Below are 16,497 nucleotides of genomic sequence, written 5' to 3'. Positions count from 1 at the left end.
GGTCGGCCGGAAGGGCGGTTCGCCCGTGTCTCCGTGTCTCCGTGTCTCCGTGTCTCAGTGAAGGGCCCAGGCCCCGGCGGCCAGGACGGCGAGGCCGAGCAGCACGGGGCCGAGGGGGAAGCCCCGGCCGCGGCCGGGGGCGGCCTCGGCGGGCCGCAGTTCCGGGTGGTCGCGGAGCGCGGTGACCTCCTCGGCCATGCGGACGTAGGAGGGGTTGAGGCCGAAGCGCCGTTCCAGCTTCGGCATCCCGAGGCCGGACAGCCGCCAGTCCTCGCCGTCCGCCGTCCTCAGCACCACGCTCCCCTCCCTGGTGTACCGGGCCGACCGCAGGTCGTCCCACGGCAGGTGCCGGACCTTCCACCGCCCGGACAGCCACAAGCCGGAACTGTCCGCGGTGACGCGCCAGTTGAGCAGTTCCGCGGCGATCCCGAGCCAGGTGAGCAGACAGAGCAGGAAGAAGGCCGCCTTCACGCCGAACCCGTCCGTCACGAGAGTGCGGGCGTTGAAGGCGACGCCCCCGATCATGATCAGGGCCAGGGTCGCGCCACCGGCGCGCGCCACGGGGCCGGGACCCCAGCTCAGCGGGCGGCCTGTCGTGACCAGGGTCTCCGGGACCGGGGTGGCGGTGGTGCCGGCCGCGGCGCACGCCCCCGTCTCCGAAGCGGACACCGGTCGCCCGTCGGGGCGCGACCGCCGGACGGGGCCGCTCGTGCGCAGGACGGCCGGCTCGCCGCGGAACGTGGTGACGAGGAGCAGCTCGCCGCCGTCGTGGGGGGAGCCGAACATGACGGCCTCGCGCGGCAGCGCGGCGGCCGCCGTCAGCTCCTCCAGGCCCTCGGCGCCGGCCGCCGCCTCCCGCTCGTCGCCGCCGGGAGCCCCGGCGGCGAAGGGCGCGGCGAGAACGGGCCGACGGCAGGCGGTGTCGTCGCCCGCGTGGATCTGGACCAGACCGTCCTCGTCCATGCGTTCCAGCACCCGCAGGACCGGCACCGGACCGCGGCGCAGCGCGGCGGCACGGCGGCGGGCGAGAAGGCCGGTGACGAGGAGGGAGAGCCCGGGAAGACCGGCGGCCAGGGCCCCCAACTGCGGGCCCGTGGCGTCGTACGGCTCGGACGCCAGGCGCTGCCACGAACCGTCCTCCAGCACGGTCACCGTGCCGCCGACGCGGTGGTCCTCCGGATAGGCCGAGCCGGGGATCAGCGGCCGCCCGTCCTCGGTGAGCGCCCGGAGCGAATCGTCGTCCCGGCCGACCACCTTCGCCACGGTACGGACCGCGCGGTCGGCGTGGTGCCGGTCGTCCCGGACGCCCGCGATCCCCTCGGCCACGCAGAAGGCGGCGACGGCGAGGAGCACCAGCCCCGCCGGGATCAGGACCAGCCCGCGCCGCAGGGGCGCGACGGGTCCGGGCAGCGGGTGCCGCACGACCGCGGCGCCCTCCACCAGGTCACGCTGCCGGCGACGGGCGGCGAGTCGTTCGCGGGCGGCGGCCCACCCGAATCCGAGGGCCGCGAGGACGCAGAGGTTCGCGGCCAGGGAGTTCGGCCCCGCGTCCGGAAGTTCCGTCCGGGCCACGACGGCCGCCAGGGCGGGGGCGGCGACCAGCGCCAGTTCCGGCAGCCGGGCGAACCAGTACAGGAGCCCCGCGGCCAGGCCCACCTCCACCATGCCCGGCCAGTCCGCACCGCACGGCACGGCATCGGTGCACGGCGGTTCCGGCGCCGCCGCGATCGCCCACACCACGGCGATCAGCAGCGCCGGTACGGACCACAGGGGACGCGCCCAGGGCGCGCCGCGGACCCGCGACCACCGGGCCGCTTCCTCGGAGGACCAGACGGGGGTGCCCGGGGGAACACAGGCGGACGGTATCGGGGCCGGTACCGGCCCCGGGATCTTCGACACGCCAGGATTATGGGGTACGGCCTCGCGCTCACCGCTGCCCGGGTACGGCAACGTTCCGGCACCGGAACTGCCGGAGGACGGCAGCCCAGGAGGGTTCCGGACATCCCGGGACAGCAGCGCGGCGGAGCTCCGGCGGAAGGGTCCCGGCCGCCGGGAGCGGACCGACGGCCGATCCGGCCACAGGCCTCCCCAGCACTCCGGCACCCCAGCACTCCGGCACTCCGGCACCCCGGCACTCCAGCACTCCGGCACTCCCGGACTCCCGGACTCCCGGACTCCGGCACCCCAGCACCCCGGCACTCCAGCACTCCGGCACTCCCGGACTCCGGCACTCCCGGACTCCGGCACTCCAGCACTCCGGCACTCCGGCACTCCGGCACTCCGGCAAGAGGTTCCGCGCGGCTTCCTGGGCACTTCGGCAAAGAGCCCACGGCGGCTCCCCGGCCGGCACCCCCGACGTCCGGCGGAGCCGTCCAGCACCACCGGCACCCCGCGGCGGAGCCGTCTAGCACCGTCCGCGCCCCGCGGCGGAGCCGTCTAGCACCGTCCGCGCCCCGCGCGCGGGCGGCGCGCCGGGGGGCCCGCGACGGAACCCGCACGGACGAGCAAAGCTCGCGAATACCCCGTGGGGAACGCACAGTTCGGGGTGTGACCCACCCGAGTACCCTCACTCGCCCCGCTCTCCCGGAGTCCGGCGACCGTGCCGTCCGCCCGTCCCGCGCCGCACGCAGCCTGCCGTCCGCCGCGATCACGGCGCTCGGGCTGTTCGCCGCCGCGCGCCTGGCCGGCCTCCTCGTGCTCGCCGGGACCGCCCGGGCCACCGGCGGGCACCCGGTCGCCCTGCTCGCGCGGTCCTGGGACTCGGCCTGGTACCTGGGCATCGCCGCGCACGGCTACGGCAGGACGCTCCACTTCCACCCCACGGTCGTCCACAGCGACCTCGCGTTCTTCCCGCTCTACCCGGCCCTCGTCCGGGCCGTCACCACGCTGACACCGCTGACCGGGGGCTCGGCGGGCCTGCTGGTCTCCTGGACCGCGGCGGCGGCCGCCGCGTGCGGGGTGTACGCGATCGGGGCCCGTCTGCACGGCCGGGCGGTCGGTACGGCGCTGGTGCTGCTGTGGGGCCTGCTGCCGCACTCGGTGGTGCTGTCGATGGCGTACACCGAGCCCGTGCTGACCGCGTTCGCGGCCTGGTCGCTGTACGCGGTGCTCGACGGGCGCTGGCTGTGGGCCGGCTCGCTGGCCGCGCTCGCGGGGCTGTCCAGGCCGAACGGCTTCGCGGTGGCCGCCGCCGTCCTCGTGGCGGCGGCGCACGAGATCTGGCGGAGCCGCGGGAAGGTCACCCACAGGGTGTGGACGGGCGCCGCGCTCGCGCCGGCCGGCTGGGCCGGCTACGTGCTGTGGGTGGGGCACCGCGAGGGCGCCCTGCTCGACGGCTACTTCCGGGTGCAGCGGCTGTGGGGCTCGCGCTTCGACCTGGGCGAGGGGTCGCTCCGTTTCGTCAAGCACCTGCTGCTGCACGGGGACCGGTTCGTGTTCCCCATGACGATGGTGATCGTCGCCGCGGCCGTGCTCCTGTACGCGCTGCTGATCGCGGACCGGGCGCCCCTGCCGCTGCTGGTGTACAGCGGCGTCCTGCTGCTGATCGCGCTGGGCGGCTCGGGGTTCTTCGAGTCCAAGCCGCGCTTCCTGCTCCCGGCGTTCCCGCTGCTGCTGCCGCTGGCCCGCGCGCTGGTGCGAACGGCGAGAGCCCGGCCCTGGCACGCGGCTCTGGTGGCCGGTGCCCTGGCCGGGCTCTCGTTCGCCTACGGCGCCTATCTGGTCGTGATCGCGCACACCCCGCTCTAGGACCCGTCCCAGGGGCCGGTGCGCGGCGCGGGGAGCGCCGTCGGGAGGACGGGCCTACTCTTCCTCGTCGTCCTCGGGCTTGTCCGCCTCGTTGATCTCCTGCTCCAGGCCGAGCTGCTCGACGAGCCACTTGTCGAACTCGATGGCGGCGCGCACCCAGCTCACCGTGGAGGACACGAAGTGCTCCAGGCTGACGCCGGTGCCGATCAGCATCTGCGCCTCGCCGATCAGGCGGACGGTGCCGTCGTCGTGGGTGTGGCTGTAGACCTTGGGCCACAGCGTGCGACGGTTCCAGTCGTCGACCGACTCCAGGAGCGCGGGCTTCTCCTCGAGCTGGTGCGGCCGGTCGTAGAACGTCCGCACCGAGAAGACCTGCTGGTCACCCTCGCCGCGGAACATGAAGTACGTACGGAACTCCTCCCACGGCGCCGCGAGGTCACCCTCGTCGTCGACGACGTACTTCAGCTCCATCTGTTCCAGGAGCTGCTTCACGAGGTCCTGATCCGGGACCACGGGGCCGGCGGGGCCGGGCTGCGGCTCGGGCTGGCCCCCGAAATTCGGAATCGAGGACGGGTCGATGCTCACCGTGTATTTCCCTTCGTACGGATGCTGCCATCCTCTCTCATGCGGGGCGGGGGGTGGCAACCTCTGGCGGGGCCTGTCCGCCGGGGGCTGACAAGATCCGGTCACGCGCGGGCATCGGACGGGCAAAGGGGAGGGCCCGCGGCGGTGTGCCGCGGGCCCTCCCTCTCCGGGTTCCGGTGCCGGTCGCCCCTCTCCCGCCGGGCTCCGGTGCCGGTTACAGCGTCTTGCCCGTGGCCGGTCCCACGATCAGGCCGTCGCCGAAGGCGTCCACCCGGACCGTGTCGCCGTCCTTGACCTCGCCCGCCAGGATCTCCTTGGCCAGCCGGTCGCCGATGGCGGTCTGGACGAGGCGCCGCAGCGGCCGCGCTCCGTACGCCGGGTCGTTGCCCTCCTCCGCGAGCCAGGCCAGCGCCGCGTCGGTGACCTCCAGGGCGAGCCGACGCTGGGCGAGCCGCCGTGCCAGGGAGTCGATCTGGAGCCTGGCGATGCGCTCCAGCTCCTGCTGGTTCAAGGCGGAGAAGACCACGAGGTCGTCCAGCCGGTTCAGGAACTCCGGCTTGAAGGACGCCCGGACGACGTCCAGGACCTGCCGCCTGCGCTCCTCCTCGGAGGCCGACGGATCGGCGAGGCTCTGCCCGCTCAGGAACTGGCTGCCCAGGTTCGAGGTGAGGATCAGGATGGTGTTGCGGAAGTCGACCGTCCGGCCCTGCCCGTCCGTCAGCCGTCCGTCGTCCAGCACCTGCAGCAGGATGTCGAAGACCTCGGGGTGTGCCTTCTCCACCTCGTCGAGCAGGATCACGCTGTACGGGCGGCGGCGGACGGCCTCGGTGAGCTGGCCGCCCTCCTCGTAGCCGACGTACCCGGGGGGCGCGCCGACCAGCCGGGCCACGCTGTGCTTCTCGCCGTACTCCGACATGTCGATGCGGACCATCGCCCGCTCGTCGTCGAAGAGGAAGTCGGCGAGGGCCTTGGCGAGTTCGGTCTTGCCGACGCCCGTCGGGCCGAGGAAGAGGAAGGAGCCGGTGGGCCGGTCCGGGTCGGCGATCCCGGCACGGGTGCGGCGCACCGCGTCGGACACCGCCCCCACGGCCTCGGTCTGGCCGATCAGACGGCGGCCCAGCTCCGCCTCCATGCGCAGCAGCTTCTGCGTCTCGCCCTCCAGGAGGCGGCCGGCGGGGATGCCGGTCCAGGAGCCGACGACGTCCGCGATGTCGTCCGGTCCGACCTCCTCCTTCACCATGGTGTCCTTGGCGACCTCCTCCTCGGCCTGCGAGGCCTCCTCCAGGTCCCGCTCCAGGGTGGGGATCTCGCCGTACAGCAGCTTGGAGGCGGTGTCGAAGTCGCCGTCGCGCTGGGCGCGTTCGGCCTGGCCGCGCAGCCCGTCGAGCTTCTCCTTCAGCTCGCCGACCCGGTTGAGGGACTGCTTCTCCTTCTCCCAGCGGGCGTTGAGGCCGCGCAGCTCCTCCTCCTTGTCGGCGAGGTCGCGGCGCAGCTTGTCCAGGCGCTCCCTGCTGGCGGCGTCCGTCTCCTTGCCGATCGCCAGCTCCTCCATCTTCAGCCGGTCGACGGCCCGCTGGAGCTCGTCGATCTCGACCGGGGAGGAGTCGATCTCCATCCGCAGCCGGGAGGCCGCCTCGTCGACGAGGTCGATGGCCTTGTCGGGGAGGAAGCGGGAGGTGATGTAGCGGTCGGACAGGCTCGCGGCGGCGACCAGCGCCGAGTCGGCGATCTGGACCTTGTGGTGGGCCTCGTAGCGGCCCTTGAGCCCGCGCAGGATGGCGATCGTGTCCTCGACCGTCGGCTCGGCGACCAGCACCTGCTGGAAGCGCCGCTCCAGCGCCGGGTCCTTCTCGATCCGCTCGCGGTACTCGTCGAGGGTGGTGGCGCCGACCATGCGCAGCTCACCGCGGGCGAGCATGGGCTTGAGCATGTTGCCGGCGTCCATGGCGGAGTCGCCGCCCGCGCCCGCGCCCACGACGGTGTGCAGCTCGTCGATGAAGGTGATGATCTGCCCGTCGGAGTCCTTGATCTCCGCGAGCACGGTCTTCAGGCGCTCCTCGAACTCGCCCCGGTACTTCGCGCCGGCGACCATCGCGCCCAGGTCGAGCGAGACGAGCCGCTTGTTCCTCAGCGACTCGGGCACGTCGCCCTTCACGATCCGCTGGGCGAGCCCCTCGACGACGGCGGTCTTGCCGACGCCGGGCTCGCCGATGAGGACGGGGTTGTTCTTCGTGCGGCGGGACAGGACCTGCACCACCCGGCGGATCTCGTGGTCCCGGCCGATGACGGGGTCGAGCCTGCCCTCACGGGCCGCGGCGGTGAAGTCGGTGCCGAACTTCTCGAGCGCCTTGTACTGGCCCTCGGGGTCCGCGGTCGTCACCCGGCGCCCTCCTCTGGTCTTCTGGAACGCGTCGAGCAGCTTCTTGGCACTGGCGCCCTGCCCGGAGAGTACGTCGGCGAGCGCCCCGCCCTTCGCGGCGATCCCGATGAGCAGGTGCTCGGTGGAGATGAACTCGTCGCCGAGTTCCTTGGCCCGCTCGGCGGCGTCGGCGATGACGGCGAGCGCCTCACGGTTGGGCTGCGGGGGCGCGACGGTGGAGCCGGTCACGCTGGGCAGGCCGGCGAGCACGCGCTCGGTGGCCGCGCGCACGGCCGCCTGGTCGGCGTCCACGGCCGCCAGCAGGTCGATGAGGTTCTCGTTGTCCTGCCCCTCCAGCAGAGCGAGCAGCAGGTGGGCGGGGGTGAGGTCCGGGTGCCCCTCCCGCACGGCGCGGTTGCTGGCCGCGTTGATCGCGTCCCGGCTCCTGTTGGTCAGCTCGGCGTCCACGTTCGCGTTCTCCTCCTCCTGATGTTCCTGACCGTTTCTGACTCATCCAGCGTACACAAAGTTGAGTCTATTCCGCTCAAGGTTGGAAGAGCCGGAAAACGGCCACCCCGCAGGCGTAGATTCAGGCCCCATGGCATCCCATCCGGTGGACCCCCGGCGGCCCGACGCCGCCTATCTGAGCTTCTGGCGCGAGCGCCACCTGTGCACGCTGACCACCCTCCGGCCCGACGGGAGCCCGCACGTGGTGCCCGTCGGCGTTACATACGACCCCGAGGCCGGTCTCGCTCGGGTCATCACGAACAAGTCCAGCAGGAAGGCGGCCCACGTACGGGCGGCCGGGCCGGACGGGGCACGGGTGGCGGTGTGCCAGGTGGACGGCAGGCGCTGGGCGACGCTGGAGGGGCGGGCACGGGTCCTCACGGACCCGGCGCGCGTCGCGGAGGCCGTGCGGCGCTACGCGGAACGCTATGGACGCATGCCGTCGCCGAACCCCTCCCGGGTGGCGATCGAGATCGAACTCACGGCGGCGATGGGCCGCGGATGAGACCGCGGACGGGCGCCCCGCGGCCGGTTCCGGCCCTTGTGAGAACGGTCCGGAACCAGGAGATCCCCCCGCAAACTGCAGCGGCGTCACCGTGTTCAGGTCACGGTGACGCCGCTGCGGGGGAAGTACCTGCGCGATCTACTACGACGGGGGAATCGCGTCAGGCACTGCGGGGGGTGGCTTCGACGGTCGGGACGTCCGGGACGTCCGGTCCGGTGAGCTGGTGGTCACGCTGGTCGAGGTTCACGAAGATCATGCCGTACCGGATGGCGCACCGGACGGGCTGCGGCGCCCCCCGAGGCCGCCGCAGACACCGGTAGGCCCGTACGTCCTCGTCGTCGTCGCGGGTGACGACGACGGGCTCTCCGAAGACGGTCACCATCAGCGAGTCGCCGCTGCCGGGGATGGCGGTGACCAGGTCGATGAAGTGCCAGCCGGACCGGTAGGCGGTGGCCATCTCTCGGCGGAAGGAACGGTCGTCGGGAGGAATAGTCATGTCAAGCCCAGACACTGTCGTCAGTGCGGCCAGGAGACACCGGCCAAACGCTGTCGCCGGCTACCACGGTGACCGCGGCCGACGGCCAGACACTGTCTGCCCGAACGTCGCCCTTCGCATCGGAGAGGCCACTCAGCGCTCCGAAGGCCGTGACGGCGGAGAAGGCGGCGACAAGCACCAAGCGAAGCATTTTCTTACGCATAATCGGCTTCGTCCTCACTTGAAGGTCCCCTCTTCCCCCGTCGGATACGACGATGGCTCATTTGGGGAGGTCATGGCCACACAATCGATGCATCATGTTCCTGCACGTTCAGGACCCTGGGGGGTGGAGATTTGACAACCAATGGGACTAAAGCGACACATCCCCATGCGGTGACCGAGTTGTGTGGGGAAGGTGGCCGACTTTACGCGGTCGCTCTCCGCACGGGGCGTATCGCCCGCGCAGATGTGGAGAGCGCTCCCTGTTTGATGGAGTTCGCCCTTCTCCACCCGGATCCTGACGATGCAAACTGGCTGCGCCCCGTGCCCCCGTCGGCCGCCCTGGCCCAACGACTCAACGCCATAGAGCGTGAGATCACCGAGCGCAGACGGATGTCAATCGAACTGGCCGACGCTTTCGAGCCGTTCATGACCCTCAGCGCGCAAGCAGCCGCGCCCACTCACTCGATCACCGTGCTCGAGGGCAACGACCGGATCAACGCGGCACTCGACCTGGCCACGGCCCAGTGCCAGACCGAGATGCTCACGGTCCAGCCGAGCGGCCCCCGCCCCGAACGCAACCTCATTCAGGGGCTGGAGCGGGACAGGCCCCTGATCGAACGCGGTGTGCGCATACGGACCCTGTATCAGCACACCGCGCGATACAGCCCCGAGAAACTGGCCTACGTGGACCAGCTCTCCAACGGCAAGGTGGAGCACCGCACCATCGACGAGCTGGTCGAGCGGCTCATCATCTGCGACACGACCGTCGCCTTCATCCCCACCCGTGACGACCAGAAGGTGGCCCTCGAGCTTCGCCACCCGGGCCTCGTCCGCTACCTGATCAAGGTCTTCGAGTTCATGTGGGGCCGCTCCGTCCCGCTGAACGCCGGCGCGCCCTACGAAACCACCCCCGACGGCATCACGGACATCCAGCACTCCATCGCGAAACTCCTCGTGGAGGGCCACGTGGACGAGGCCATCGCCCGCCGCCTGGGCATGAACGTCCGCACCTGCCGCGCCCACATCGCCAAGCTGGCCTCCGCCCTCGGCAGCGGAAGTCGTGCTCAACTCGGTTTCCTGATAGCCCAGTCAGGGCTTCTGGACCAGGAGCGCTGAATGCCGAGAGAACAGAGCCACAGGTGACGACCGGGGCGCACGAGCACGGCGCCGAGGAACTGTGCCAGGCGGGCCTGGACCTGTACGCCCGCGCGCTCCACGAGGGCCGTGTCACCCAGCTGGAGGCCGAACCCGTTCCCTGCCTCGTCGACTTCGGCCTGCTCCAGCCGGACATCGAGGACACGCGATGGCTGCGTCCCGTGGCCCCCGCCGTGGCACTCCCCCGGCTGCTGCACAGCACCGCTGACGCCATCGCACAGCAGCGGCAGCGCGAGGCACGCCTGGCGGAGGCGTTCGAGCCGCTCATGCGGATCGACGGGCCCCACGCCGCGACGGCAGAGACCCCGACGATCAGTGTGCTCAGCGGTCTCCAGCGCATCAACTCTGTCATCACGCAGACCATGACCGCCGCGCACGAGGAACTCCTCACCATTCAGCCCCACAACGGGCGAAACGCCGTATCCGTGCGAGAGTCCCTGGAACGCGACCAGGCACTGCTGGACCGGGGCGCCCGCATCCGTACGCTCTACCAGCACACGCTCCGCCACTCGCCAGCGGTGGTCGCCCGCCATGAACTGCTGAAGGGCGACATCTCGGTCCGCACCCTCGACGAAGTCACCGAACGCCTGATCATCATCGACCGCACTGTCGCGTTCATCCCGGCGAACAAGGACCGCACCCTCGCGCTGGAAGTCCGCAACCCAGCCCTGATCACCTTCTTCGTGATCACCTTCGAGCGCCTGTGGCGCCTGGCCACGCCCATGTACCCGCAAGCCGCCCAGCGGCCCACCCTCAACGGCATCACCCCCCGCCAACGCGCCATCGCGAGCCTCCTCGTCGAAGGACACACCGACGCCGCCATAGCCGACCGCCTCGGCATGAACGTCCGCACCGCCCGAGTCCACATAGCCAAACTCGCCGCCACCCTCGGCAGTGAGAGCCGGGCCCAACTCGGCTATCTCATAGGCCGGTCGGGGATCCTTGATCAGGAACACCAGGGGGCTCGGGAACAGCCTCAGGAACGGTGATCGTCCCTGGCTCCGGAGTCCACCGAGGCCCGTCCAGCCCTGCCTGAGCGATGCGGACGCCCAGTTGGGTGCGGCTCGCCGCGCCCAGGGTCTCCGACAGCCGGGCGATGTGGGCCCGGCAGGTGCGCACGCTGATGCCCAGGCGCTCCGCGACGACCGCGTCCTGATGGCCCTCGGCCAGCAGCGTCGCGATGGAACGCTCCCGGTGGGTGATGCCCTCGATGCCCGTCGAGGGTATGGGCGAGGTCAGCGGGATCGCGAGGCGCCACAGCCGCTCGAAGACCGTCACCAGGTAGTCCACCAGCGCGGGGTGACGCAGTTCCAGCGCGATCGTCCGGTCGGAGTTGGCGGGGATGAAGGCGACCGTGCGGTCGAAGAGGATGAGCCGCTCCACGACCTCGTCGAGGGTGCGGGCTTCGGCCGCGCCTCCCATCAACTCCATGTAGTTCAGAAGGCCTTGGCCGTGCCGGGCCACGTGGGTGTACAGATCGCGCATGCGCACCCCGCGCCGGCGCATCTCCAGCGCCCGGTGCAGGCCCTCGACGAGTTCGTCCTCGCGCCGGATGCCGCCCGGCTGCACCGTCAGGACCTCACGGGTGCACTCCTCGGTCGCCTTGTCCATGGCGGCGTGGATCCGCGGCAGCCCGTCGAGGACCCGGATCGCCGCGCCTTCGGCCGGTGCCCGCAGCCGACCGTCGAGGCCCGCGTACCACTCGAAGGCCGACACCGCGTCACCCACTCGCGCCTGGCTTGCGCTGACCTCCTCGTACACCCCCCGCAGGAGCCGGGTCATGACCTCCTGGGGCGAGGTCGGCACCAGCCAGCCCATGTCGTCCGGATCGGGGTGCAGCAGCGCCAGTTCCAGCAGGCAGGGCACCGGCTCGGCGTCCTCGCGGGGCACCCGGCCGCGCCGTACGGCCCGGGAGTACACCCGGTCGCCGACCTCGCACAGTCGGTCAGCGCCGTGCGGATGCCTGTCCGTCCCGTGCCCGCCGTCTCCCACCCCTGGCTCCAACCCTGGCTCCAGCCCTTTCCGCGGTGAGACGCCTCGGCGCCTTCCGCAGCGCAACTATGCGCGGACGCGACCGGCATCGCAACACGGCTGTCTCGTGATCGCGCCCACTCTCGTCCCGCTTTGCTCATATAAATCCCCACTCCGCCTCTCCCCTTGCAACAAGATGACGGTGGCGACCGTGTGTCCGCGGAGCGCATTCTTGGTGAAGGGCGGGGATTGACTCCCCCCGCCGACGAAAACGCTCGTGGAATTCGGGCGCAGCGGCACCCTGAACGACCCTGGCCGGATTTCCCCCATCCGGCCAGGGTCCTCATGACGTGCCGTATCGAACGGGGAGGTTGCAAGTGATACGGATCGGGATTTTCGGGCACCACTCACTGGAACGCGCCGGATTACGTCGGACCGTCGAGCAGGACGATCAACTGCAGGTCGTCAGCGAAGGCTCCATTGCATCGGCATCCCGGCTCGTACGCACGGCGACGCCGGAAATACTCGTGATGAGCCATTCCAGCGTCGACGAAGCCCTGAACACACTCGAGGAATTGAACCAGTTCGCCATCACGGCCAAGAGAATCGTCCTCATGGACCGTGTCACGGAGCCCGCAACCCGAAGGCTTCTCCGCAACGGGGCGAACGGCATCCTCCACAGCGGCGACTGCGTGACGAACCTCCTGTGGGCCATACGAGCGGCCCACGCCGGCAGTGTGGCGCTCGCGCCGGAGGTGGCTCGACCCGTGGTGGCCCATTACCTCGAACCCAGTCACGCGGCGGAGGAAGTGAACACCGCTCGGGAGCAGCTGAGAGGCCTCAGTCCCAGGTGCCAGGAGATCCTGAGTCTCCTTGGCGAAGGACTCTCGAACCTCGCCATCGCCGAAAAGCTCGGCATCAGCACGCACACCGTGAAGGATCACGTGCGCACGATCTACGAAACGATCGGTGTCGAAAACCGCGTACAAGCCGCCAGGATCGCCTGGCGATCTCAGTCCCGCGAACAGCAACTCCACATTTTATGAAGGGCCTTGCGCCAAAACTCCCCAACTGTGCGTGCAGGCGGAGTGGTCGCGCGCACCTCAGTCCGATGAAGGCGTCCACATCCCTGCCGCCCGCACCGCGGCATGAGCTCCCCACGAGGCAAGCCCCAGGGCGCAGACGAGCGCACCCACCGTGATAGGCGCCATAGATGCAGGTGTCGCCACAGAAGTGCTGGTCAGCGGGGTCGCCAGCCACCATGCCACCAAAACCCCGAACACTGCCGCCAGGACCGCGGGCATGAACAGCGACCACATGGCCACCGACCGGAAGATCCGGCGGCTGCCCGTCAGCACGGACAGCGGGGCAAGTTCCCGTCCGAAGCGGAGAAATTCAGCCATCGCACTTGTCCCGGCAGCCAAGCCGATCACTCCGACTCCCACCAGTGACATCAGTCGTACCCACTTGGTGGCCGTCACCAGTTTCCCCGTGTCGGACAGGTCACCCAAGGGACGGACGGACGCCTTCATCGCCAGGGACCGGCCGGCTATCCTCTGAATTTCCGCTACCGAGAGCTGCTTGCGACCTTTGCCCACGACCAGCAAGGTCAGCGAACCGCCCTTACCCGTTCCGACCTGCGAGAGCGCCCCGCGTCGCGCGTACCCCTTCGCCCCCTGTGCCATCCCGGTTCGGCTCAGGATTTCTCGAAGGCGCACGTCTCCGCCCAATGCCGAGATCCGTACAGATGCCTTCGAGCACGGCAGGCCGATCTCTCGAAGGGCGACGCAGTCACCCACGACCTCAACCCGGTCGCCCGTCTGCCGTACGCCCAAAGGCAGGGCACCCGACGGAAGCTCGCTCTCGAAAACCCGTACCCGATCACCCGCTACGTAGGGGGTAACTCTGAGGACCGTCGTCCCCACTCGTTTCTGTGTCTCCATCGCACTCTGCGTGAACTCCCCGAACACTCCTGTCCACAGCTGCGTCTGGGCGGCAAGTCCAATGGCGATCACCATGGAGGCCACCAGCCTCGACACCGAACGCGACCCGACACCCAGTCGGCGCCCGGAGACCAGAAGCCCCGGAGCACCGACCCGCCGACCGATACTCGCCATGAACGGGCCCAACCACCCCACCCCGGCTCCGATGACCGCGGGAAGAGTCGCAAGCACCACGATGCAACCAGTGGCGTAGACAGGTATCCGAAATTCAAGAGGAACGAGTTCCGCACCTCGCACGGTGACCAGCAACGCGAAGGGAAACACCCATGGAATCCACGCTCTGCGACCCGATACGTAGGTCGGCCTGGTTCCGCCCGAACGCCGATGGCCGGGCTGAAGGACAATCGCCAGGAAGAGCACCGCGATCGGAACACCTGTCAGGCAGAGCAACAGCCCTGGCCACGCGTCACGAGCATCCTCCTTCGAGAGGATGAATTCCACGAGAGGGTACGACGAATCCGACGCGAGTGGGATCGATGCACCCAAAGCCGCGATACCTGCTCCAAAGGCAACGGGGAGCGCCGCCTCACCGAGCGCGAAAGCCAGCCTGACTCTCCTGCCGGCGCCCAGAGCTCCGAGCAGTGCCGTTCGCCTGTCCCGGGCAACGGCTCCCACACGTGCCGCGATGACCACCAGGAGAGCCGCCGGGAGAAGAATCAATCCGGCGTATCCGGCATAAAACTTCTGGGCTCCGAAATTATGAATACTCTCTCCGACGAAACCGGCAGATGCCTCTGCGCCGAAGCCGCTGATCTCGAACATCTTGGATCGATCGAGCAACTTGGCGCTGGGCCGGACATAAACGAAGCGCTCTGCCGGCGCTTCGAGGCCGGCAGGACCGATGACTCCACCGAAACGCCCGAACTCCCGGGAGACGCCATCGCTCCCATCGGCCTTCAACAGAGCGGGTGACAACACCGCCTCTCCCGGATCGGGCCAGCGGGAGAGACCGGGGGGAAGCGGCGCGTCGTCACCTATCGGCTCGATGTACACGACGTCGAACGCCATGTTCCCGATACTTGAGGTGGTCGGCGCCCAGAGCGCCCGGGGGGTCTCGCGTGGGTGGGCGGCAATGAGCCGAGGGGACCGTGCGACGCTGCGTTCTGCGCGGGCGTCAAAAGAGGCCGAAGCCAACACCAGGCCACTTGCCGCGAGGGACAACAGAGACGTGGCCAGAACAAGGGCCCAGAAGCGAACCCGCCCTGCCTCCGCTGCCAGGGCGGTCGCGCGTCCCATGCGCAGCAACTGACGGAACAGCCCTCTGTCACTCACGCGACTTCCCCCGTCTCCGCAACCTCCGCACCGGCTGCCAGCCGACCTCCGTCAAGTCGGACTCGTCGGTCCGCGCGCTGCGCAACGCTGACGTCATGTGTGACCACCAGGAGGGCACAGTCTCGCTGCCGTGGCACGCTGTACAGCAGTTCAGCAACGGCGTCACGGTGCACAGGGTCAAGTGACCCTGTCGGTTCATCCGCGAGGAGCAGAGCGGGATCGTTCATCAATGCCCGTGCGACTGCTGTTCGCTGCCGTTCACCGCCGGACAGCGTCGCAGTGGCAGAACCCTCGGCCGGCACACCCAGCTCATCCAGCAGCTCAGCCGCACGCGCGTAGGCCTCACCGGTCTTCTTGCCTGCCAGGAGACCCGCCAGGGCCACATTCTCCAAAGGAGACAATTCTGGAAGCAACTCGCCGAACTGGAAGACCATTCCGACGTTTTCCCGGCGATGCCGGGCAAGCTCGCGTGACGACAGCCCGCCCTGGTCGACGCCCGCAATGCGCACCGAGCCGGCGTCCGGTTCGACAAGACCGAGAATGCACGTCAACAAGGTCGTCTTACCACTGCCGCTGGCCCCCGTCACAGCAACAGACTCGCCCGCAGCGACAGACAGGCGGACACCTGCCAGCAGTGACCGGCCGGGCAGGCCGTAGTTGAGATCCTCGACTTCGAGCACAACGCGCTCGGTGTAGCCGCCCACTTGCACCTCCAGAGAGACTTCCACATTGCTTGTCCGACCCGAGTCCCGTCGACGAACAGCGCCGTGGGTCCGACTCGCTGAGTAGACTCATGGCGCAGGGAGGGGTGGCGGCCGCCAACACCGGCCGCCACCCTTCCGGCTCTCCGAAGCGGGTCAGCTACGAACTGCGGCGGCTACTCGACCCAACCGCTGCAGGAGTCGGGCCAGTTGTTGTACACCTCGCACACCTGCATCTTGAAGATGGTGGAGTACTTACCGCTCTCCACGGTCCAGGCGTTCCCGTCGTTGTCCTCGAAATACCTGTCGCCATAGGCCTGCTTGTTCCACAGGGTGAGCTTGTCGCTCGGGTGGGCGGTCCTGTAGTACTCGGCCTTCACGTCATGGCCGTCGTCCTCTGTGTCCTGGAGGTTCATGACCGTGGCGGACTGTTCGGTCCATCCACGGGCACCGTTCCGACTGGCCGAGAGCGCGAACGCCGGCGACGCTCCCGCGATGGCGATCACGGTGAGCACACCAACCGCAGCTCGTCTCATCCCTCTGCCGCTCATTGCACCTTCCTTCTTTCGTAGGAGGCCTGTCAGCTCATGCACAGGCTCATGCTCAGTCCCCGCCTCGTGCGGGGAAGAGCCCCGGTCGCGCTGGCCAAAAGCGAACCGGGCAAGGAACAGTGAAGCGTCAGAGCCTCCCCTTCTCACACCCCTCTTTCGACGGGTTCACGCACTCCCGTCCCCCATCGGGAGGATCGGCACTCATCTGCCCGACGCGTCATTTGCTCCTTGGGGGCTCCCTGGTCGGCAAGAAGGCACGGATGAACGGTGCGGAGTCCGCGTCTCAGGAATGAATCGCGGACCTGAGCCGCCGTCGGCATCAGCAAGTCCTGGTCGCAGCCTCACAGAACGACATGGACCTGCCGATCCCTGCCCGGGGGCGAGCACTGCTCCACGATCACGGTGCACACCCGTCCCGCCCGTCAGGGCGTGGGCGATCCGGGC

At 69.6% G+C, this 16,497-nt stretch carries 13 protein-coding genes; 5 read left to right on the top strand and 8 right to left on the bottom strand.

The features are described from left to right. Nucleotides 1-54 precede the first annotated feature (54 nt). Nucleotides 55-1,899, bottom strand: a complete 1,845-nt coding sequence (locus ACICHK_RS21410) for a hypothetical protein (protein WP_406838169.1) — start codon at nucleotides 1,897-1,899, stop codon at nucleotides 55-57. Between the two features lie 648 nt (nucleotides 1,900-2,547). Here ACICHK_RS21410 and ACICHK_RS21405 point away from each other — a divergent pair. Beyond that, nucleotides 2,548-3,747 (top strand): hypothetical protein, encoded by a 1,200-nt coding sequence (locus ACICHK_RS21405; protein ID WP_406838168.1) that lies wholly within the window; start codon nucleotides 2,548-2,550, stop codon nucleotides 3,745-3,747. A 54-nt stretch (nucleotides 3,748-3,801) separates the two neighbouring features. Here ACICHK_RS21405 and ACICHK_RS21400 read toward each other — a convergent pair whose 3' ends face one another. Together ACICHK_RS21400 and clpB are read right to left on the bottom strand one after the other, a co-directional pair. Beyond that, a complete protein-coding gene (locus ACICHK_RS21400; RefSeq protein ID WP_151470102.1) occupies nucleotides 3,802-4,332 on the bottom strand; it encodes a YbjN domain-containing protein in 531 nt (176 codons plus the stop codon). 214 nt (nucleotides 4,333-4,546) lie between these two features. Next, nucleotides 4,547-7,159 (bottom strand): ATP-dependent chaperone ClpB, encoded by a 2,613-nt coding sequence (clpB, locus tag ACICHK_RS21395; RefSeq protein ID WP_151470101.1) that lies wholly within the window; start codon nucleotides 7,157-7,159, stop codon nucleotides 4,547-4,549. Nucleotides 7,160-7,289: 130 nt separating this feature from the next. Here clpB and ACICHK_RS21390 point away from each other — a divergent pair, with 130 nt between their 5' ends. Beyond that, complete coding sequence (locus tag ACICHK_RS21390; RefSeq protein WP_151470100.1) at nucleotides 7,290-7,703, top strand: pyridoxamine 5'-phosphate oxidase family protein; 414 nt, start codon at nucleotides 7,290-7,292, stop codon at nucleotides 7,701-7,703. A 160-nt stretch (nucleotides 7,704-7,863) separates the two neighbouring features. Here the strand turns inward: ACICHK_RS21390 and ACICHK_RS21385 are convergent, their stop codons facing one another. Beyond that, a complete protein-coding gene (locus ACICHK_RS21385) occupies nucleotides 7,864-8,199 on the bottom strand; it encodes a hypothetical protein (protein WP_406838167.1) in 336 nt (111 codons plus the stop codon). A gap of 333 nt (nucleotides 8,200-8,532) precedes the next feature. On the opposite strand from ACICHK_RS21385, the gene ACICHK_RS21380 reads away from it, so the two are divergent. Both ACICHK_RS21380 and ACICHK_RS21375 read left to right on the top strand, forming a co-directional pair. Continuing rightward, entirely contained in the window at nucleotides 8,533-9,516 is a 984-nt protein-coding gene (locus tag ACICHK_RS21380) for a helix-turn-helix transcriptional regulator (protein ID WP_406838166.1), read from the top strand. A 23-nt stretch (nucleotides 9,517-9,539) separates the two neighbouring features. Beyond that, nucleotides 9,540-10,544: a LuxR C-terminal-related transcriptional regulator gene (locus ACICHK_RS21375; RefSeq protein WP_406838165.1), complete on the top strand. Its 1,005-nt coding sequence runs from the start codon at nucleotides 9,540-9,542 to the stop codon at nucleotides 10,542-10,544. Here the strand turns inward: ACICHK_RS21375 and ACICHK_RS21370 are convergent. Continuing rightward, on the bottom strand, nucleotides 10,477-11,547 hold the full coding sequence (locus tag ACICHK_RS21370; protein WP_406838164.1) for a LuxR C-terminal-related transcriptional regulator: 1,071 nt from the start codon (nucleotides 11,545-11,547) through the stop codon (nucleotides 10,477-10,479). The genes ACICHK_RS21375 and ACICHK_RS21370 overlap by 68 nt on opposite strands. Nucleotides 11,548-11,903: 356 nt before the next feature. On the opposite strand from ACICHK_RS21370, the gene ACICHK_RS21365 reads away from it, so the two are divergent. Next, the gene (locus tag ACICHK_RS21365) at nucleotides 11,904-12,572 is read left to right on the top strand and encodes a LuxR C-terminal-related transcriptional regulator (RefSeq protein ID WP_406838163.1); all 669 of its coding nucleotides are present in this window, start codon (nucleotides 11,904-11,906) and stop codon (nucleotides 12,570-12,572) included. A gap of 57 nt (nucleotides 12,573-12,629) precedes the next feature. On the opposite strand, the gene ACICHK_RS21360 is transcribed toward ACICHK_RS21365, so the two are convergent. The 3 genes from ACICHK_RS21360 to ACICHK_RS21350 all read right to left on the bottom strand — a co-directional run bounded on the left by ACICHK_RS21360 (nucleotide 12,630) and on the right by ACICHK_RS21350 (nucleotide 16,038). Continuing rightward, complete coding sequence (locus tag ACICHK_RS21360; protein ID WP_406838162.1) at nucleotides 12,630-14,537, bottom strand: hypothetical protein; 1,908 nt, start codon at nucleotides 14,535-14,537, stop codon at nucleotides 12,630-12,632. A gap of 260 nt (nucleotides 14,538-14,797) precedes the next feature. Beyond that, nucleotides 14,798-15,505, bottom strand: a complete 708-nt coding sequence (locus tag ACICHK_RS21355; RefSeq protein ID WP_406838161.1) for an ABC transporter ATP-binding protein — start codon at nucleotides 15,503-15,505, stop codon at nucleotides 14,798-14,800. 173 nt (nucleotides 15,506-15,678) lie between these two features. Next, nucleotides 15,679-16,038: a hypothetical protein gene (locus ACICHK_RS21350; RefSeq protein ID WP_406838160.1), complete on the bottom strand. Its 360-nt coding sequence runs from the start codon at nucleotides 16,036-16,038 to the stop codon at nucleotides 15,679-15,681. Nucleotides 16,039-16,497: the final 459 nt, after the last annotated feature.

Source organism: Streptomyces sp. AHU1 (assembly GCF_045343905.1).
Taxonomy (GTDB): domain Bacteria; phylum Actinomycetota; class Actinomycetes; order Streptomycetales; family Streptomycetaceae; genus Streptomyces; species Streptomyces triticiradicis.
The sequence above is the reverse complement of the archived record's forward strand: the minus strand, read 5'-3'. Positions and strand labels throughout refer to the sequence as shown.

What these genes read in the sequence shown, in the direction of transcription:
- ACICHK_RS21390 (WP_151470100.1), top strand. Translation starts at nt 7,290, where the DNA reads ATGGCATCCCATCCGGTGGACCCCCGGCGGCCCGACGCCGCCTATCTG.
- ACICHK_RS21385 (WP_406838167.1), bottom strand. Translation starts at nt 8,199, where the DNA reads ATGACTATTCCTCCCGACGACCGTTCCTTCCGCCGAGAGATGGCCACC.
- ACICHK_RS21360 (WP_406838162.1), bottom strand. Translation starts at nt 14,537, where the DNA reads ATGGCGTTCGACGTCGTGTACATCGAGCCGATAGGTGACGACGCGCCG.
- ACICHK_RS21350 (WP_406838160.1), bottom strand. Translation starts at nt 16,038, where the DNA reads ATGAGACGAGCTGCGGTTGGTGTGCTCACCGTGATCGCCATCGCGGGA.